Genomic DNA, 18,746 nt, shown 5'->3' with positions numbered 1-18,746 from the left:
CTAATGGATTTGGCATAGCTTCAAATTATTGTGAATTATTTATACAGTAAAAATATGCAGAGGAATGCGATGTATTGCAAGCAAAGCACAAAGATCTGCCATTTAAATAAAGCCAGACAACCTAATTCACGCAGCTCCCATGCGCGACCACATTTATTTGCAGGCATTAATTTTAAGTTGATTAAACTTAAGTCCAGCTCCTTGGTGGTTTGTTCAAGGTTTTGAGTTTGGCTGTATTCAGCGACAGTGGCTAAAAGTGCCGAATCAAATTTGATTCTCAGGCTTAAATAATGTTGTATTCCGAGCAAAACTAGACAAATTAATAAATATAGCAAATCGAATAGCATCACATTACCAAACTGGATAATGAGCCAGAGCGTGAGGATCGCTGCTACATAAGCTGAAATGAGCAATCCAGTGGTGGATTGTAACAACTTTGATAGCACCACAAGTTGTAAATTCATGGTGCAAGTCCTTTAAGTTTTAAACGATAAGTATTTAAATGTTTTATTTGCGGTGTTTTAAGCACAACCCAAGGACGGTTATGGCGAATAATCCGTAAAACATCTTCGACTGAATATTCAGGATGTTGTTTCAATAATAATGCGGCAACTACAGCACTACTTCGTGAATATCCCAAAGCACAGAAGACCAAGATGTTTTGTGCTTCATCATTGTTATTAGATTTCAAGAATAGTTCTAAAGACTCTACAGCATTATGTAGCTGATTGGCCTGTAAAGGAATTAGGTCTAAACTCAAGTTTTGAGCATAGGAGCATTTTGGATAAGAGGGTAATTCTGCGCAACAATCGAGTAAAGCATCATATTGCTGCATGACGTGTTTGGACGGATAGCGACCTAAATAAATATAACTCTGATTGATTTTGATGATTTTAGAATCTTCAGGATGGCGATAAGTCCAGATTCGGCTATTGATCCAAGCAAATACAAAGTAAGGCGCAAACAATATTTTTGCAGCAATGGTCATATCACCATGACTGAGTTTTTGAAAAAAATGGGGTCGATTGAATAAATATGCAAACGCAACTAAAAGCAGACTGCTTGCAGGATAGAGCAGCCAAAGCCACCAACCTTTTGCATGTGCGATTGCGCTACAAAATAAGGCAGCAAACAGATAAAGGATGCCGATTTTAATGTGCTTTAAGCTTAGCCGACTCTGTATATTTTTAGCCCATGGCGCAGAGCCAGCCATCGGGAATAGCCATAAACATAAGGCACCGACCAATAAACCCGTTGGGATATCTATAAAATGGTGCTGCCAAGTGGTTAGAACTGAGAGACCGATCAAAAAGGACCAACCATCTACCAGATATTTTAGTTTCCCTGTGCTATGCCGACGGTAAAAATCCCAAAGAATCACCAGTAGCACAATATGCAGAGAGGGTGCTTGATTAAACGGTTTATCAAAGCCCATCAAGACATCAAACCACAGCCCGAAAAAACCTGTGAGTTCGGGGCGTTCAAAGCTAAAACGTAGCGGGAAAATTAAAAAGCAGCTGATTGAAAGGATTTGTGCCGAAAATAGTCGCAGGACATGTTGTTTTAATTCAAACTTATTCCAACAAAGTAATAAAGACAATCCATAGAACAGATCAATCGACCAATAAGGCACAATACTCCATGGCCAAAGTGGAATATATTTTTCCCATTCAAAGACGATAACAGGTACAGACGCTAAACCCGCAGCGTATTGATTGGCAAAACCATAACTTAAGAAGAAAAAAGGTGCCAGAAATGCCAAACACAGTAGGCCGTATTTCCAAGTTCCTGTTTCCGTATCCAGTTTATGCATAAGATTGACCGTCCAAGCTTAAATTTTTTGTGCAACGGAAACGGTGAAAATACCAAACTCATCAATGACTTGATCGACTTTTTTGAAACCAGCTTGCTCAACCAAGGCATCCATTTCTGCTTGTGAGCGTAAACGCATGACCCATGCATCTCCTTGGCGATGTGAGGTCAGAGCACGGGCGATAAACTCTTGTTGTGGATGCCAAATTTGACCTGTGTAGATGAGATAACCATCTTTCTCAATGGCCTGACTTAAGCCAGATAAGGACTGCTTAAGTAAATCATTATCACTAAATAATTCGTATAAACCTGAGACCACGGCTAAAGTCGGTTTAGGTTCAACACTGGCTAGTGATGTGGTATCAAAGGCATCCGCTTCTACAAATTTGGCAATCTGGCTTAAACCTCTTTGCTCAATCATTGCTTGACCTGCTTGTACATTGATCAGGCTGTAGTCTCTAAGCAGGATGGATTCAGGCTGCTCAGGCAGTTTTTGTACAGCATCTAAAATATAACGGCCATGACCTGCTGCAATATCCATAATCCGTACTGCGTGTTGGGCATCATTTAACTTAGAAGCATATTTCGTTAATAGCGCTTCAATATTTTGTTTTCTAACGCGAATACCACGCCAACCAATCGCATTTAAATATTGTCGATCGATGATTTTACCCAGTGCATTTTGGCTTTCTGATTGATCTCTGTAGACAAAATCTAAGGTACTGCCGGAGTCATATCCTGTCTCTTCACCAATTTTTAAACCCTTGGAAAAGAGACTACCAATTTTAAGATTTTGTTTGGTTAAGCTCCAAAATGCATGTTTTAAAGAATGCTTTGGAAGCGTTGAACTTAAGGTTTCTGCTACAGCACAGCTCGGGCCAATTTTATCGGCATCTAAAAGTTTAGGTGCGGAATAGGGTTGTTTAAAACATTGTTGAATAAAGCGATGGATTTTATCTGTGGCGATTTTGCGATGTTTTTCACCCAAAGTATCATGATAAAAACCATCTAAGACGTGAAATTCCTTCAATGGATGAGGGAGTTTTTGATAAAACGCCAATTGCGGTTTTTGATGCACCACGAAGTCAGATCCTGAACATAAGACTTGAGTAGGAACAAAAATATTTTGTGCATCTTTAACGATTCGATCTGAGGCTGCATATAGACCCAGCAGCATACGGACCGATATGGCCCGAGCGATTTGCGGGTCAGTGTCATAACTCTGCGCACGTGCAGTATCGTGCGTCAGCATTTTGGCTTTGACATAACTATTAATAAAAAAGTTGCCAGCGAATTTATTGAGAAGTGTTAAGCCAGGTTTTGCAAAAGGCACATAGAGTTTGATGTCAAATGCAGGCGAGGCAAGGCATAAAGCACGAATTTTAGGGGCATAATCATGCACCCATGTCGCGGCTAAAACAGCACCAACGCTTTGAGCCACGATCGCTATATTCTCTGATCGAATTTGGTAAGTTTGTTCAATATGCTGAATAAAATATTGAATGTCCTGAACGCATGCAGAAAAGCTAGGTGCATCACCACGTTCACCTGGGGTATTGCCGTGACCTCGCGCATCCCAAGCGAAAAAATCAAAATCAGGCAAATTCAATTCATTGACCAAATGCGCCATTCGTCCCGAATGTTCATGGCCACGATGAAATAAGATCACCGCTTTTTTCTTACGGTTGCTTTTTAAACTGCTATTTTCCCAATGTTGATAAAACAAGGATGTTCCATCATGGCTCGTAAAGGTATGCTGAGTATTGTTATACATTGTGTTGTTCTCAAAATAATGAATCGACTGACGATCTAAACTGAAATTTATTGTGGGTTGATAATGCTATTTTTAATGCGGTTATAAATCGTGATAAATAATAAAAAGATGATAATAATCAAAATACTGTTGCAAATAAGAGACAATGTATTTAAACCGAAGTTAAATATAGAAGAAGTCACGATCACGATACAGATGATGCTAAATACAAAAGCACGGTCACTTTTTCCCATTGGACCATCGTAGCGACGTTCTTGACCCACTAATGGCGCCATCACACCGGTATATTCAGCAAGTATGGCGAGAAAACAGGTCAAAATTAGCAGTTCGGCTTGAATAAAAGCAAAACAAATTAAACTAAAATAGAGTGCTGAGTCAGAAATCACATCACATAATTCATTATAAAAAGCACCGAGTTTGGATTGTTGGTTGAACTCACGTGCCAGCATGCCATCTATGGCATTGAAGCCCATTCGAATAAGCATCCACACGGGGAAAATCAACAGTAAAATGCCAATACCGTTGTGAGAGAAATAGATATAAATAAAAAATGCCACAGCTAGCGAAATGAACATTGCTAGTAGTGTTACTTGATTTGCTGTAATACCAAGATGATGAAGTGATTTAACCAAAGGTCGAAGCAGGTTTTGAAATGCAGGTTTAAGTTGGTAGATCGAAGGCATATTATTGTTATAGCGGTATGATTTGCATGAATTTTATACGCTTGATGCTTCACTTAACAAGAATTTGAATGTTAAAGATTGTCACAAGGCTGACGATTCGCCTGTATAACGCATTAAATTTTCTTGTGTAGTACTTGCGACTAATTTTCCATCTTGCCACATTTGCCCATGACTAAGCCCACGTGATTGGGAGGTTCGGGTGGTATTCATGTCATAGAAAACCCAATCATCCACCCGAAAGGTATGATGAAAATACATCGAATGATCAAGGCTGGTTGCGATGAGTTCAGGAGACAGATAATTTAAACCATGTGTTTTGAGCGCCGCAGAATATAAATTATAGTCTGAATAATATGCTGCAATGGCCTGATGTATATGAAGTTGGTCAAATTGTGCATCCAAGGCATCATGGAGTTTTAAATATTCTGCATATTGATTTTGATTTAAGACAGAAGCTTGACCGGACGGTGGCAAATCTGTCAGCACGTATTCAATTGGTTTAGATATAAGCTGAAAAGGCTGTAAAAATGTGGATAGATATTCAGGTGAAATAGATGATTGGATTTGCGATTTATAGAATTGCTCTTCTTTGAGCATAATTGTGGAAACTGTGGGATCAGATCTGGTTCGGGTATTTGATACTCCATACCCATTTCGTTATTCATATAGGACAACATCACCATATATATTGGTTTGCCATACTGTATGGCGGTCACTTGTCGAGTGGAAAAACTATGGCTATCACGTAAATTTTCGACTTTAAATAATACGGGATGATTTGCAAGGCCCGCAGAAATAAAGTTGGCATGTAAAGAGTGGAGTGGGAGTGTGCAGGTAAAGGATGCACTGACTATGCTCTGAGCAAGTAATTGCCCACCAAAAATATGGTCACCAAACAGAGGTTTGCTCTGTGCCAAAAAGTAGCCCTGATCTTTGGGCACTACAGATAATAATTGGATGAGGTCTTGAGTCAGCGTTGTCATATTTTTTTAAAATTTTTGCTTTGTTTAAATGTATTCAACTCAAACTTATTGCACAAGTAGTGTTCATGAAAAATATAAAAGTCTTCGCCGGTCTTTCGAGAATGGGCTTATAATCGAGTTTTCTTAGTTGTCCGAATGGAATGACGAAAAAGCAATGACACCTGCATGTAAACTCTTAAAATCTAATAAAATCGACTTTACAATTCATGAATATGATCATGACCCAGAAGCAAAAAGTTTTGGTTTAGAAGCTGCGGAAAAACTTGGCTTAACGGTCGAAGAAGTCTTTAAAACCTTGATGGTTACGGACGATAAAAATTACTTTGTTGCCGTATTGCCAGTTGAATATCAGCTAAATTTAAAAAAAGTGGCCACAGCATTTGGCTGTAAAAAACTCAAAATGGCTGACCCAAAAGATGCAGAGCGTTTAACCGGTTATTTGGTTGGTGGTATTAGTCCAGTTGGACAGAAAAAACGCTTAAAAACGGTGATCGATGCTTCTGCACAGAACTTAGCTAAAATCTATGTGAGTGGTGGTAAGCGTGGTTTGGACATTGGTTTAAAACCCGAAGATTTAGCAAAAGTTTTGGGTGCAAACTTTGCTGATGTGATAGATGTCTAAACGGAGTTTATGATTCCCTAAAATCAATTGAATTTTACGGTGTTACTTACAATATTATCCACTATTCCCAAACCACTAAAATAACAAAAGCCGCATTGAGCGGCTTTGTAGTTCGATGACACATCTTAATTAGGGATATTTGAAGGAGAAATCACACATGAATACTCGAACTCTCCGGGTTTAGTCTCTTTAAGTAAGTTTTCCCAAGAACTATTCTTTGTTTTAATCCAACTATAAATATCTTCATAAAATTCAGGATTGAGATTAGCTTTTTGAATATATGATTTATTTAGAAGAAATTTAGTCATCAAACACATTGAATTCAGCTCAATTGGATTTCTATTTTTTTCTAAACTAAAATTATTTTTAGCTTCAACTTCGTATTTTCTCAGCATAGTTGCTTTGAGTAGTGTTGATTTAAATAATTCCATAGTTAAATCGTTAGGAGGTGTTTGATTAGCAAGGGCAAAGAGATTTCCATCAATTCTCAACATAGACGGGAAAAAGTTTGCCTGTATATCTAATTCTTGCTGAGGAGACGGTGAAGATTTACATCCTGTTGTTAAAATACTACTAAAAATGAGAATACTTATAAACTTTAAAATTTTGTTACGCATCTGGGTGAATTCCTTGTTCAGCTAAAACTTTTAACATTTTAGGATTGTAATCTTGGTTAAAAAGCATTTTGTACATATTGCGGTTGATCTTTTCACCACCTCTGAGCATCTGTAGTTTGGCAGCACCAGCTAATACTTCCCCTATATTAAGATCATCTAATGTGCCTTTTAAACCAACTAAATCCTGAATAGCAAACGTTGTACCAAATCTAGTTTTGAACTCATTGCTCTTAAACTCTGCAACGATAAGTGCTGCTTCTTTAACAATGTGTTTTCTTAAATATTTCTGAAATAAGACGTACATTCGAGTGTGGTATCCAGTAGTGGATATTAAGTTTTCAACATCTGAGACATCATTTTCTAATCCGAAACGAATGGCTAAAGCATATTCTAATTTATTTGTATTATATACATGTTCCCACATATGACTTGGCATCATAAAGTTATACGGTTGTACTATCTTTCTATTAAACTCTAATAAACAAAATGGTTGTCTAACCGAACAGCTTTCAACCTTATCAGGAAAGCCGGACCAAGCTTTAGCATTTCCTGGAACTGAATCAGTATTTGGTCCTAATGTATCACTCATAAAATTTACTCAAATGGTTTCATAGGTTTTGATAAATCAAAGGTTTCAATCTGCACTTCAGATGGTTCATAACCGATCTCATGAACTAATGTTTTACCATCACTACCAGTAAAGTTTTCAATCTTTTCACCATTTGGGAGCGTTAATATATAAAAATAATTACTTAATGGATCTCTAGAAGTTTCATTTTTAAATTCAAATTGGGCTGTATAAACTTGTTGACTATCCATAAAGCTGTTGTTAGATGTAGTAGAGTTATAACTTAATATTGAACTATTAATTCCGCCATTTTGTTTTCCAACTAAATTTTGACTAGGTAAAAATGTAGCACCACAGGTAGTTTTATCTCCTGCAACTATCATGGCCTTGCCATTAATAACAACAAGGTTATTGCTTGCTATTGCTGTAACTATTGTTTTGCATTTAGGACAGAAGTGTTTCATGCCCTGAAGATGTGAGGCTTTTCCTTGGATAACAAAAGTATTATCTACTTCGGTTACAATTCCGCCATGAGTAGTTTTATCGCCAATTGTTATTACGGCTTGCATTATGTATGACTCGTTTTTATATCGAAATTAAAAAATAGAAAGTGAATGTTATCTGTTAGATTTAGTTAGTTCTTTTTGGTTTTTGTAAAATTTCGATAAGAGTTGAGCTTGTACAGGGTATCTGCAATAGTGGATGAATTGATACTCATTCATTAAGTTCAAAAGCTCGTCCCAAAAGTGGATTTTTTGTATAAAATATACGATAGAATAATATTAAGCTGGCAACCAGCGTTGCGGATCAGTTTAGCAAGGAAACTTGTGACACTCCCGACTTTAGAAGCGTTGCACATTAGAGCTCAAAGTAATGTGGGCTTTTTTGTTGTTTTCAGATTTAGCTTTGAATAACGAAAATGCATGAAGTTACAGAAGTAAAATTTAGTAAAACTTCATGTTAGAGGTTAATTCATTAACAGTGCTTAATTATATTTAAACGTAAAAAACACCTATAAAAATAGGTATTTAAAATCCGACTAACACAGTTGTATTTTAATTTAAAAGCTGTAATTTGAAAGTGCGATCTAATAAAGAGACAACAAAATGCCTTATTCAAATACTAAAGCGATTATTGAGCAAATCTATAATTTTGTATTAGAAAAACATGGTTTAGCGTCTAAAAGTCGATTTATGCAGTTATCGATTTTCTTTAGAGAATTGCATGAAGGGGATGAGTCAAAATTTACCGCAGATAGGTCTTTTTATTACAAAGGAATCTTTAACAACAGAGAAAAAAGTGTATTTGCGAATGCTGCGCCTGACTTTTTTGATAAGCACAAGTTTTTGGATTGGGTTGTTAAATCAATTGATTGATTTCAACCAAATCGTTGGAGTACATAATTCATGCTGTATAACCAGTCTGAATAGAAGATATAGATCAGAAATCAGTAGATGTTTGTTATGAAATACATGCTAATTGGCAATAAGGATGTATGGCCAGTATGGTGTTAGTAAAGTCTTCAATGATTAAAATTTAACTGCACATTTCGTTCCTTGATTTAAATAAAAGCTTGGTTAAAAGCAGAATATATAAACCCATGTAAAAGACATGGGTTTTTAGTTTAAGTTGCACAATGTGATAATTCGGCTAAAAAATAAGCAATATGATTTATTTGTTCAATGCTAAATGAGAAAATTATCATTTAGTTCCATTTCAGAAAATTGTATAAATAAAAACAGAAAAGTTCATATTAAAAAAATTAATTTTTAAATACATAGAGATAAGACCAAATTTGCAATCCTGTAGCAAATCTTCACAAAAATGCAATTATTAACAATAATGATTATCATTAACATAGTTTCACGCTGGCCAGCGTACTAAGCATGACTTGCACAGTTAAAGAAACATAATTACATGACAAAGCTTGGAAAAGCTTAAAAATAGAGGATATGGTCAGATGAAAGAGCTTGCTAATCGCTTGGCGATGCAGCATCTTGTCAATGCATACTCACAAGAAACCGGTAAAGGTATTTTACTGGAAAAGTATCAACAGAATTCATCACAATTGACGTTTAGCCAAGGCTTGACGTTGTTATGCATCCCTTTAGATTGCATTCAATCACAGTTATTTGTACCACTATCTTATGTCAGCCTTGTTGGTAGACATCGTCTTGCAGATCTCCCACACGTCTTTAACAAGGGACAGAAACAATCATTTAGTATCACCGCGATCGCGAGTTTATTGCTTGAACAGCTCGTACAAGAGTCAGGTCATACACTGGATGCTTCATCATTATTAGAGCGTTGGATCGAAAGTCGTGAAGCGCTTACACAATTTTTGACACTACGTGAACATGATTTAGAGGCCTTGGTCCAAGCGGAACAAAGTTTCATTGAATCAGAACAGGCCTTAATTTTAGGGCACAGCATGCATCCTGCACCGAAAAGTCGGGTTGGTTTTGTGCATGAAGATTGGGAAAGGTATTCGCCAGAAGCCAAAGGTCTCAGCCAACTGCATTATTGGTTGGTAGCTCCAGAATATATTCAAGAAGGTTCTGCTTTAGATCAAGCTGTATCAGCGCAATTGAAAAGCGAATTGCAATGGCATTTATCAGAAACAGATCAAGCACTACTGAATGCTTATTCTCATTATAAGTTATTGCCTTTGCATCCTTGGCAAGCACGTTATTTACAGTCAAAAGCATGGTTTAAAAGTTTAAAAACCAAATTAAAAATTATCGATTTTGGCGAGAAAGCTTGGTCATTTTCCCCAACAACTTCGGTACGGACTATGGCAAGTTTTGCAGCGCCGTGGATGTTAAAACCATCACTATCTGTAATGATCACCAATTCAATCCGAGTCAACCTTGCCAAAGAATGCCACCGTGGTGAAATGACCCATCGACTTTGGCATTCAAGCCTCGGTGAACATATTTTACAACAATGCCCAACGCTCAAAGCGGTGAATGATCCTGCTTGGATGGCATTGAGCATAGATGATGAAATCGTCGATGAAACTATTTGCATCTTCCGTGATCAGCCTTTTAGTGAAAAGCAGCAGGTGAGTTGTATTGCATCATTGTGCCAAGATCATCCTGCACAGCCGATAAGCCGTTTTAATGCACTATTCGAACAAATCGCAAAACAACAACCTGAACTTGATCAAAGCGCCATTGCGATCAATTGGTTTAAACAATTCTTAGCTATCAGTCTAAAACCACTGATGTATTTGTATCACCGATACGGAATGGCTTTTGAATCACATCAGCAAAATGTCTTACTTGAGCTGGAACATGCAATGCCTAAATATCTATGGCTGCGTGACAATCAAGGCTTTTACTATATTGAAGAACTTGCAGGTGATGTCTTAAGCGCGTTTCCAGAGTTGCAAGAAAAAGCGCATGCCGTGGGTTCAAAAGCCTTTGTCGATGAGCGCTTTAGCTATTATTTCTTTGGCAATACTTTATTTGGAATCATCAATGCAATTGGTGCAACTGGATATGTCACAGAGCAAGTGTTGATATCGATATTGCAAAATGAACTGTTGGACTTACATCAGGTTTATCCAGAGAGTTCATTGATTCATTCATTACTGTATCAGCCGACCTTGCCGTATAAGGGTAATCTGTTGACGCGCTTGTATGAGCTGGATGAATTGATTGCCCCAGTCGATCAGCAATCGGTTTATGTACAGTTGCCAAATCCTTTATGTGTGGAACAGAAGGATGTGCAATATGCTTGATTTTATTGGGATAGGCTTAGGGCCATTTAACCTTAGTTTGGCGAGTTTGCTACATAAGCAAAATCATTTACAGTATCAATTTTTTGAAAAGAAACCACAGTTCGACTGGCATGCGGGTATGCAATTGCCCAATACAGTGCTGCAAGTGCCGTTCATGGCTGATCTTGTTTCCATGGTTGATCCAACCAGTCCTTTCAGTTTTTTAAACTATTTAAAGGCACAGCAGCGTTTATACAAATTCTATTTTTTAGAACAAGCTCAGATTCCTAGACGTGAATATAACCATTATTGTCAATGGGTTGCAGACCAACTAGAGCATATTCAATATCAATCAACCGTAAAAGCCATTTATGCCCAAGAGCAAGGCTTTGAAGTCATGGTTGAGCAAGATGGACGTTTTAGACGTTATCAATGCCGAAATTTGGTCATTGGTTCGGGTAATGTTCCGCATTTACCACAGTGTCTAAAAGACATACAACAGCAATATCCAGAGCGTTGCTTACATTCTGCAAATTATTGCAATGCAGCGTTAAATCACTTGAAAGGGAATGTGGTTGTACTGGGATCAGGCCAGTCTTCGGCCGAAGTCTTTATGGATCTGTTTGATCGTCAATATTTGCAGGATCAAACCACAACAGCGCAGTTTAAATTGCATTGGCTGACACGCTCAAATGGGTTTTTCCCGATGGAATATGCACCGCTTGGTTTAGAGCATTTTAGCCCAGATTATACCGCGCATTTTTATCAACTAAGTCCTGAAAATAAAGCCGAACTATTGAAGCAACAAAGCTTGTTATATAAGGGCATCAGTGCAAAAACCATCCGTGATATTTACCAAAAACTATATCACCGGAGCATTGGTCAAAATATTCAACAGACGCATTTACATGCTCAGGTGGGTTTGGTCGATGCCGAGCCTCATGGTGCGGGCATCCGTTTGCAGTTTCAGCATAAAGTCACGGCAGAACAATTCTATCTGGATGCCGACTTTGTCGTGGCTTCAACGGGATATCACAGTCCCGAGTGGCAATATCTCAAATATCTAAAACCACTGATTCAATGTGATGAATTCGGTCGCTGGAAAATTAGTCAGGACTACCGCGTACAGCATGATGCTGTCGGGGAGATCTTTGTTCAAAATCAGGAAATGCACAGTCACGGTGTCGGGACTCCTGATTTAGGGTTGGGTGCTCACCGTGCAGCGATCATTGCCAATCAATTATTGGGTTTTAACTTATACGATTTAGGTGATCAAGCGCAAAGTTTCCAACATTTTTCACCCAGTGAAAATGCTGAAATGCACAGTATGGGCATTGTAAAGAAATCAGCGCCAACCAATATCCAAAGACCATTTTCCGTAAAAAAACCATTGCCAACTATGCAATGAACCGCAATACAACAATGCCGAATAAGCAAGAACAGAATGCGGTTAAACTCGAGAAATTATAATGACATTTGCAAAATTACAGATAAATCAAACGCAGTGGCGCCGTGCAGGGCAAAGACTGATTGAAATGGCGATTGCTGAATTTTTATATGAAGAAATTATTCAAATTCAGCCAGTGGAAAATAACACTTGGCAACTTAAACTAGATGACAAAACGTATCAATTTGAAGCGACTCAGTTTCTGCTTGGGCATTGGCGTATAGTTGAAGGGAGTGTTCGAGATTTAGGTGATTCGACAGCACAGCCCGCATGGAATCTACATGAATTTATTCGTGCCTTTTCAAATCAAGCTGAAGTGAAACCTTTTACCAAGGCCTATTTGATTAAAGAAATGAACAATACATGGTTGGCTGAAGCACATGTTTTTGATGAGCAAAGATTGCTGAGTCAGGCTGTGCTGTCAGCGCCACACTATCAAATTGAAGGCATGTTACGTGGACACCCATGGCTCATTATGAGTAAGGGGCGTATGGGCTTTGGCTATGATGATTATTTAAGCTCAGCACCAGAGATTTCTCCAACAGTCAAAGTCTTGTGGTTAGCTGTTCATCGTAATTTAGCTGAGTTTCGTTCGACCGAGGCTTGGGATGCGAAAAGCTTATATCGCCATGAATTGAATTCTGCGCAATTACACGATTTTCAACAGCAATTGGCGGACAAAGCCGTAGATGCTGCTGAGTATTATTTTATTCCTGTACATGCGTGGCAGTGGCATCAGTGGTTAATCCCGACCTATGCCAATGAAATCGTTGATCAGCGCATTGTTGAATTGGACATTGGACAAGATGACTATGTGCCAATGCAATCAATTCGTACCTTATGCAATACCAGTCATCCTGAACGGCATTATGTGAAGTTACCTGTCAGTATCTTTAATACGGCGGTATATCGAGGTTTGCCTTCAAAACGAAATTTAGCTGCACCTGCGGTGACCGCTTGGCTGAAGGACATTCAACATCATGATGTAGACCTGCAAAAAACACAGGTAGCATTTTTGGGTGAAGTTGCAAGTCTCACTTTGCAACAGCCGTGTTTTGATCAGATAGACGGTGCGCCTTACCAATTTAAAGAATTGTTTGGTTGCCTATGGCGTGAAAGTGTAGAGCCTTGTATCGGTGAACATCAGTTGGCGCTTTCCCAAGCAGCATTGTTACATCGAGACCTAAACGGTCAGTCTATTTTATCCGTGTTGATTCAAGCTTCAGGTTTAACGCCTTTGCAATGGTTGAAACGATTTGCCGAAGTTTGTGTAACACCGCTACTGATTTGCTTATACAAATATGGTTTGGCTTTTTCTCCACACGGTGAAAACACCATGTTAATCCATGAAAATGGTCTACCAAAAAAAATGGTGCTGAAGGACTTTATTGATGATGTCAATTTAGTTGATGAAGATTTTCCAGAACTCGAAAATTTACCACCTGAAGGGCAAATTTTACTGCGTCATCCTGCTGAAGAACTTAGCCACTTTATCTTTACGGGTTTGTTCATGGTGCATTACCGCTATATCTGTAATGTCTTCCTTGAAGATTATCCACAGCATACAGAACTTGAGTTTTGGCAAACCATCTCCACCGTGATTGACGAATTTCATCAGGCACATCCTGAATTGGCAGATCGTATTGAAAAATTCAGTATGTTCCGTCCACGTTTCGAGAAAATTTGTCTGAACCGTGTTCGACTGTTTACCACCAGTTATAACGACGAAGCAGAACGACCAGTACCTGTATTTTTAGATCCTATTGCAAACCCTGTGAGTCCAAGCACTTTAAATCAGTGGGCGAAACAACAGCATACCGCCGAACAGAAAACGACAACTAATCGTATTGCGTCATAAACAGATTTTTGAGCTAAGAACAGAAAAGATTAAACAAATTTAAAGGGCGATATCATGACAACGTTATCACGACAACTACCTGATTTTTATGAATACCATGAGAATGAGACGCAATACTACTTACGACAAATGCAATATCCAGAAGATATGGCTTTGGTTCATAAATGGATGCATGAACCTCATGTTATTCCACAGTGGCAGCTCAATAAGTCAGAAACTGAACTAAAAGTGTATTACGAAAAAATGCTGGCAGATGATCATCACCGAATTTTGATCGTAGGGGTAAATGGTGAAGATGTGGGCTACACAGAGATCTACGAAGGAAAACGGGATCGATTAGGTTTGTACTACGACGGTGATGAGCTTGATCTAGGTTGGCATTTGTTATTTGGTGAAAAGTCCGTTTTTGGTAAAGGCTATTTACGTCCCGTCATGCGTTTATTGAGTTTTTATATCTTTGAAAATGCTGCATCAGCCAAGATTGTGGGAGAGCCTGATCATAGTGTGAAGCCTTATGCCGTCGTAGTTGAAGACATGTGCTATGAAGCGCAGCGCCTAATCCCAATGCCTGAAAAGACCGCCATGTTGTATTACTGCTTTAGAGAAACATTTTATTCAAAATTTGGTCATTACTTAAACGACTCCAAGGCATTTCAGCATCAGCAACTAGCTAAGGCGGTGTCATGAGTTATCGCTGCACCCACATGCACATACTGGACATGCGCTTTTCAGCGCATGTTTCAGTGGAAGAGTTTGAACAATGGTTGACTCAAGTTGAGCGCTTTTTTCTGAAAAGTCAGCCCTTTGTTTTGGTTATGCAAACGGCTGAGGGAACGACTTTTCCCGAAGAATATCGGCAAATACAGGCCGTTTGGTACAAGAAGTTTAAACATCTCTTTTTTCAATATTGTTTGGGTCTGGTGCGTATTGCGCAAGATCCAGATGACTTCAAACGTTTAAATACACCCGCGCTGCATGCAGCGTGGCGTGTGCCTTATTACGTTTCATTAGAACAGTCTGATGCGCTGCAATGGGCAGTGCAGAGGTGGATATGCAACAACACTCAAGAAAATTAAATCATGCAATTTCACCATCTCAAATTTCAGTCCTGAGTTTGAGCGTCGTGATTATTTTGTACTTAGCACATGCATTGCCTTTGTATTTTTACAATGTGGCTTTGCCTGCCATTTTACGACATCAAGGGGTAGATTTACGCTGGATCGGCATGTTATCGCTGCTTTATATTCCATGGGCATTCAAGTTTTTTTGGGCGCCTTGGATCGATCAGCTCTATGTCAAAAAACTCGGTAAACGTAAAACATGGCTGTTGTTTACGCAAATCGCATTGGTACTGGGGGTACTGGTTTTAGCCTTTACGCAGTTTTCTTATGGGCTGACTTTATTTGTCATTGTTGGTTTATGGATTTCAACGTTTGCGGCAACGCAAGATATTGCGATTGATGGTTATACCGTAGAGAAATTTACCGAAGGCAATTACCGTCTGGGCAGTATGGCACAGAGTATTGGGGTGGCCGTCGGTAGCATGCTTGGTGGCGCTGCAACTTTATGGATTTACCAATATTGGGGTTGGCAGTCAGCGCTCACAACTTTAGCGCTGCTGACATTTTTAACCATGTTTGCTGTGTTTTTTATTCAAGAAGAACCACAAACTCAAATTGCCAAAGCCAAACCAAGCCTACGACAAGCGTTTAAACGACCTGCGATTCGTTGGGCCTTGCTGCTCATCGTTTGTTATCGCGTGGTGGAAGCACCCGCTATGGCAATGCTGAATCCCATGTTGATCGATCAAAAATGGTCACTGTCTCAGATCGGGGTGTTGATGTCTGTGGTCGGTGCCGGTGTCGGTCTGATTGCAGCTGTTAGTGCAGCTGTATTGCTGAAAAAAATCAAAGCGACGCAATTGTTGGTCTGGGCAGGATGGTTACGTACATTGCTATATGCCGTCATTGGGGCAGCCGTTGTATTGGAGTGGTTGAATCAATGGCATCTGCTTTTAGGTCTATTTGTCGTGTTGATGCTAGCCATTCGTTATATCGCCATGACATCACTCTATGCCTATTTCATGCAGACCAGTTCTAAAGAACAGGCGGGTACCGATTTCACCATATTAGTGTGCTTTGAATTGCTCGTTTACTTCATTGGCGGTGCATTTTCAGGCTTTCTCGCAAAATCATTAGGCTATGGACATTTTTACTTGGTATTGGCAATTGGCTCAGTAATCAGCGTCTTAATTAGTCAGCGCATTGTTTTAAAAACACAAAATTTTAAAACTCAAACACTTCCGACTCAATCGGAACTCTAAGAAATGGAAAAGAATATGAAACGTTTAGCTCTACCGATGCAACTGACGTGTCTCAGCCTTGCAATTTGCACTCAGCTTTATGCACAAGACGTCACAACGGACACAGCACAAAATACTGCAGTTGAAACACAAACTGCAGTAGCTACTAAAATGGCACCGATTGTTGTGACGGCAACTCGTTCTGCGAAAAGCATTGCAGATATTGCGGGTACGGTGTACAGCATTCCTAAAGAAGAAATTGAAAAACAAGCCAATGCAGGTAAAAGCACAGCTGATATTGTTGGTTTATTGGTGCCATCACTGACTCCATCGAGTGGTACAACGTCTAACTATGGGATGACCATGCGTGGACGTGTGGTGCAATACATGATCGATGGTGTGCCGCAAACGGGATATCGTGATGGATCTCGACAACTGGCGAGTATTAGCCCGTCGATGATTGAACGAATTGAAGTGGTCTCTGGCGCAAGGAGTATTTATGGTTCAGGTGCGACAGGCGGTATTATCAATATCATCACCAAACGAGGTGGATCTGAACCGCTGAGTTTTGAAACGAAAGTCGGTGTTACTTCTGGTAATAACTTTAAGTCTGATGCTCTGGCTTATGAAGCTGCACAAACCATGAACTTTAATCAAGGCAATTTACGCGGAACTTTAGGTGCAAGCTATACCAAACGTGGTGAAATACAAGATAGTCATGGCAACCGTATTGGACCTGAAATTGCACAAACAGACCGTCAAGATACCGACACTTTAGATCTAAATGGTCGTGTCAGTTGGAAAATTGCCGATGGTCAAACGCTGAGTTTTGGCGCGCAATATTATAATGATGAGCAAGATAGTGACTATGGCCCTGACTATGGTCCAAATTTAAATGCGCTGCGCTCACAGCCCGTGGGTGGCAAGCTGCCGTTGTCATTAAATGCGGTAAAAGGCTTACAACTTGCTGAACAACCACAAACTGAACGTTATAGCGTCAACGCACAATATGAAAATCAAGATATTTTAGGCCACCGTCTAAACGCTGAAACCTATTATCGAAATGAAAAAGCACGGTGGTTCCCATCTGCACGTCAAATGGCACCTGAACTCTTCTTGGTGTATCAGTCAGAAACCGATATCGATGTTTTAGGCGCACGTGTTGCTCTACAAAAAGATCTTAACTTAAATGGTCGTGAACTGGGTCTAACCTATGGTGTGGACTATGAAAATGAAAAAGATCAACAAAATATCCAAATGTATGACAGCGCAACGTTTATTCAAAGTAATGGTTTGAGTTATCAACCGTTTAACTACTATGCTTTTGGCCCTGATGTTGAAACAGAAAAACTTGGGGTATTTGCCCAAGCGCAATATGAATTAACTGACCGACTAGGCTTACAAGCAGGCATTCGCCATGAACGTGTAGCAAGCGATGTCGATTCATCTGTGCCTTATATGGAAGCCATTACCGCAGATTTAACCCCAGGTTATGTGGCGAAAACACTGAACGGCGGCAAAGTAAAACATGATGCAACGCTGTTTAATGTTGGCGCGGTGTATCACTTAACAGATGTACAGCAAGTGTTTGCCAATTTCTCACAAGGTTCAAACTTGCCCGATGTGCAACGTATGCTGCGCGATGTGCCGGCAAATTCTGTGATTAATAGCCAAACCATTGACCCAATTAAAGTCAATAACTATGAACTCGGTTGGCGTGTACAAAATGCCGGTGGTTTAAATGCAGGAGTCACGGCTTTTTATAATGACTCAGATAAAAGCCTGAAATTTGGTGCGCCGAATTACACCATTGATGTTATTGATACCGATGAACGTATCTATGGTGTCGAAGCCAATGCCAGTTATGAAGTTCAACCAAATTGGACGGTTGGGGGCACAGTTGCATATACCACGGGCCAATTTAAAAATACCCAAGGTGACTGGCAAGAATTGGATGCCATTCGTGTAGCACCTTTAAAAGGTACAGCATTTTCAGAGTGGCAATTTGATAATGACATGAGCCTACGTGTTCAAGCTTTAGCGATTGGCGGTACAGACAAAGCCCAAAAAGACGCTGTGAAATATGGATCTGCTCCAGCAGCGTCAATTAAAGGCTTTGCAACGATGGACGTGATTGCCAATGCAAAAGTAGGACCGGGTAATGTGGGCTTTGGTGTCTACAACGTGTGGAATACGGATTATAAGTCGGTATACAGTCAGTCGGTTGAAACTGTCTATGGCCCAATTTCTAGCCTAGCGGCTCAAGGTCGCACCTACGGTTTAAGTTATACGGTGAAATACTAATTTAAATCCTGAATCGGGTTTAAAGCACGGTATCGTGACTTACAAAATAGAG

Annotated in this window: 17 protein-coding genes and 1 pseudogene; 9 read left to right on the top strand and 9 right to left on the bottom strand. The window is 39.4% G+C overall.

Going from position 1 to position 18,746, the window contains the following annotated elements:
• Nucleotides 1–35: 35 nt before the first annotated feature.
• From FTV04_RS13450 to FTV04_RS17025, 6 genes are all read right to left on the bottom strand, one after another.
• On the bottom strand, nucleotides 36–464 hold the full coding sequence (locus tag FTV04_RS13450; protein WP_180003781.1) for a hypothetical protein: 429 nt from the start codon (nucleotides 462–464) through the stop codon (nucleotides 36–38).
• Nucleotides 461–1,813: a phosphatase PAP2/dual specificity phosphatase family protein gene (locus FTV04_RS13445; RefSeq protein ID WP_180089939.1), complete on the bottom strand. Its 1,353-nt coding sequence runs from the start codon at nucleotides 1,811–1,813 to the stop codon at nucleotides 461–463. Before FTV04_RS13445 ends, FTV04_RS13450 begins: the two co-directional genes overlap by 4 nt.
• Nucleotides 1,814–1,831: 18 nt before the next feature.
• The gene (locus FTV04_RS13440) at nucleotides 1,832–3,586 is read right to left on the bottom strand and encodes a bifunctional alpha/beta hydrolase/class I SAM-dependent methyltransferase (protein WP_180089937.1); all 1,755 of its coding nucleotides are present in this window, start codon (nucleotides 3,584–3,586) and stop codon (nucleotides 1,832–1,834) included.
• Between the two features lie 47 nt (nucleotides 3,587–3,633).
• Nucleotides 3,634–4,269, bottom strand: a complete 636-nt coding sequence (locus tag FTV04_RS13435; protein ID WP_180089935.1) for a CDP-alcohol phosphatidyltransferase family protein — start codon at nucleotides 4,267–4,269, stop codon at nucleotides 3,634–3,636.
• 81 nt (nucleotides 4,270–4,350) lie between these two features.
• Nucleotides 4,351–4,866 carry an acyl-CoA thioesterase domain-containing protein gene (locus tag FTV04_RS13430; RefSeq protein ID WP_257221050.1) on the bottom strand — a complete coding sequence of 172 codons (516 nt, stop codon included), beginning with the start codon at nucleotides 4,864–4,866 and terminating at the stop codon, nucleotides 4,351–4,353.
• Entirely contained in the window at nucleotides 4,749–5,252 is a 504-nt protein-coding gene (locus FTV04_RS17025; RefSeq protein WP_180089931.1) for an acyl-CoA thioesterase domain-containing protein, read from the bottom strand. Before FTV04_RS17025 ends, FTV04_RS13430 begins: the two co-directional genes overlap by 118 nt.
• A gap of 154 nt (nucleotides 5,253–5,406) precedes the next feature.
• Here FTV04_RS17025 and ybaK point away from each other — a divergent pair, with 154 nt between their 5' ends.
• Entirely contained in the window at nucleotides 5,407–5,874 is a 468-nt protein-coding gene (gene ybaK / locus FTV04_RS13420; protein ID WP_180022788.1) for a Cys-tRNA(Pro) deacylase, read from the top strand.
• Between the two features lie 125 nt (nucleotides 5,875–5,999).
• Here the strand turns inward: ybaK and FTV04_RS13415 are convergent, their stop codons facing one another.
• Genes FTV04_RS13415 through FTV04_RS13405 form a run of 3 tightly spaced genes read right to left on the bottom strand, consistent with a single transcriptional unit; the run spans nucleotide 6,000 to nucleotide 7,628 of the window.
• Nucleotides 6,000–6,491, bottom strand: coding sequence for a hypothetical protein (locus FTV04_RS13415; protein WP_168378665.1), 492 nt, complete (start codon nucleotides 6,489–6,491; stop codon nucleotides 6,000–6,002).
• On the bottom strand, nucleotides 6,484–7,080 hold the full coding sequence (locus FTV04_RS13410) for a hypothetical protein (RefSeq protein WP_168378664.1): 597 nt from the start codon (nucleotides 7,078–7,080) through the stop codon (nucleotides 6,484–6,486). Before FTV04_RS13410 ends, FTV04_RS13415 begins: the two co-directional genes overlap by 8 nt.
• 5 nt (nucleotides 7,081–7,085) lie before the next feature.
• Nucleotides 7,086–7,628 (bottom strand): PAAR domain-containing protein, encoded by a 543-nt coding sequence (locus FTV04_RS13405; protein WP_171525891.1) that lies wholly within the window; start codon nucleotides 7,626–7,628, stop codon nucleotides 7,086–7,088.
• A 537-nt stretch (nucleotides 7,629–8,165) separates the two neighbouring features.
• Here FTV04_RS13405 and FTV04_RS13400 point away from each other — a divergent pair.
• From FTV04_RS13400 to FTV04_RS13365, 8 genes and pseudogenes are all read left to right on the top strand, one after another.
• The gene (locus tag FTV04_RS13400) at nucleotides 8,166–8,435 is read left to right on the top strand and encodes a hypothetical protein (RefSeq protein WP_180089929.1); all 270 of its coding nucleotides are present in this window, start codon (nucleotides 8,166–8,168) and stop codon (nucleotides 8,433–8,435) included.
• Between the two features lie 584 nt (nucleotides 8,436–9,019).
• On the top strand, nucleotides 9,020–10,804 hold the full coding sequence (locus FTV04_RS13395; protein WP_180089927.1) for an IucA/IucC family siderophore biosynthesis protein: 1,785 nt from the start codon (nucleotides 9,020–9,022) through the stop codon (nucleotides 10,802–10,804).
• A complete protein-coding gene (locus tag FTV04_RS13390; RefSeq protein ID WP_180089925.1) occupies nucleotides 10,797–12,191 on the top strand; it encodes a lysine N(6)-hydroxylase/L-ornithine N(5)-oxygenase family protein in 1,395 nt (464 codons plus the stop codon). The genes FTV04_RS13395 and FTV04_RS13390 overlap by 8 nt, the downstream gene beginning before the upstream one ends.
• Nucleotides 12,192–12,429: 238 nt before the next feature.
• Nucleotides 12,430–14,088 (top strand): annotated as a pseudogene (locus tag FTV04_RS13385) (IucA/IucC family siderophore biosynthesis protein); the annotation flags it as partial.
• A 54-nt stretch (nucleotides 14,089–14,142) separates the two neighbouring features.
• The gene (locus FTV04_RS13380) at nucleotides 14,143–14,775 is read left to right on the top strand and encodes a GNAT family N-acetyltransferase (RefSeq protein WP_168378659.1); all 633 of its coding nucleotides are present in this window, start codon (nucleotides 14,143–14,145) and stop codon (nucleotides 14,773–14,775) included.
• Nucleotides 14,772–15,164 (top strand): hypothetical protein, encoded by a 393-nt coding sequence (locus FTV04_RS13375; protein ID WP_078190999.1) that lies wholly within the window; start codon nucleotides 14,772–14,774, stop codon nucleotides 15,162–15,164. The genes FTV04_RS13380 and FTV04_RS13375 overlap by 4 nt, the downstream gene beginning before the upstream one ends.
• Entirely contained in the window at nucleotides 15,140–16,411 is a 1,272-nt protein-coding gene (locus FTV04_RS13370; RefSeq protein WP_257221052.1) for an MFS transporter, read from the top strand. The genes FTV04_RS13375 and FTV04_RS13370 overlap by 25 nt, the downstream gene beginning before the upstream one ends.
• A 15-nt stretch (nucleotides 16,412–16,426) precedes the next feature.
• Complete coding sequence (locus FTV04_RS13365) at nucleotides 16,427–18,694, top strand: TonB-dependent receptor (RefSeq protein ID WP_180089921.1); 2,268 nt, start codon at nucleotides 16,427–16,429, stop codon at nucleotides 18,692–18,694.
• The last annotated feature ends 52 nt before the right edge of the window (nucleotides 18,695–18,746 follow it).

Source organism: Acinetobacter sp. YH12219 (genome assembly GCF_013417875.1).
GTDB lineage: Bacteria > Pseudomonadota > Gammaproteobacteria > Pseudomonadales > Moraxellaceae > Acinetobacter > Acinetobacter amyesii.
This window is presented reverse-complemented; position numbering and strand designations above follow the sequence as displayed.

Coding starts and splice junctions, on each gene's coding strand:
- FTV04_RS13450 (WP_180003781.1), bottom strand. CDS start 464: ATGAATTTACAACTTGTGGTGCTATCAAAGTTGTTACAATCCACCACT.
- FTV04_RS13370 (WP_257221052.1), top strand. CDS start 15,140: ATGCAACAACACTCAAGAAAATTAAATCATGCAATTTCACCATCTCAA.
- FTV04_RS13430 (WP_257221050.1), bottom strand. CDS start 4,866: ATGCTCAAAGAAGAGCAATTCTATAAATCGCAAATCCAATCATCTATT.
- FTV04_RS13400 (WP_180089929.1), top strand. CDS start 8,166: ATGCCTTATTCAAATACTAAAGCGATTATTGAGCAAATCTATAATTTT.
- FTV04_RS13415 (WP_168378665.1), bottom strand. CDS start 6,491: ATGCGTAACAAAATTTTAAAGTTTATAAGTATTCTCATTTTTAGTAGT.
- FTV04_RS13380 (WP_168378659.1), top strand. CDS start 14,143: ATGACAACGTTATCACGACAACTACCTGATTTTTATGAATACCATGAG.
- FTV04_RS13435 (WP_180089935.1), bottom strand. CDS start 4,269: ATGCCTTCGATCTACCAACTTAAACCTGCATTTCAAAACCTGCTTCGA.
- FTV04_RS13445 (WP_180089939.1), bottom strand. CDS start 1,813: ATGCATAAACTGGATACGGAAACAGGAACTTGGAAATACGGCCTACTG.
- FTV04_RS13390 (WP_180089925.1), top strand. CDS start 10,797: ATGCTTGATTTTATTGGGATAGGCTTAGGGCCATTTAACCTTAGTTTG.
- ybaK (WP_180022788.1), top strand. CDS start 5,407: ATGACACCTGCATGTAAACTCTTAAAATCTAATAAAATCGACTTTACA.
- FTV04_RS13410 (WP_168378664.1), bottom strand. CDS start 7,080: ATGAGTGATACATTAGGACCAAATACTGATTCAGTTCCAGGAAATGCT.
- FTV04_RS17025 (WP_180089931.1), bottom strand. CDS start 5,252: ATGACAACGCTGACTCAAGACCTCATCCAATTATTATCTGTAGTGCCC.
- FTV04_RS13440 (WP_180089937.1), bottom strand. CDS start 3,586: ATGTATAACAATACTCAGCATACCTTTACGAGCCATGATGGAACATCC.
- FTV04_RS13405 (WP_171525891.1), bottom strand. CDS start 7,628: ATGCAAGCCGTAATAACAATTGGCGATAAAACTACTCATGGCGGAATT.
- FTV04_RS13395 (WP_180089927.1), top strand. CDS start 9,020: ATGAAAGAGCTTGCTAATCGCTTGGCGATGCAGCATCTTGTCAATGCA.
- FTV04_RS13375 (WP_078190999.1), top strand. CDS start 14,772: ATGAGTTATCGCTGCACCCACATGCACATACTGGACATGCGCTTTTCA.
- FTV04_RS13365 (WP_180089921.1), top strand. CDS start 16,427: ATGAAACGTTTAGCTCTACCGATGCAACTGACGTGTCTCAGCCTTGCA.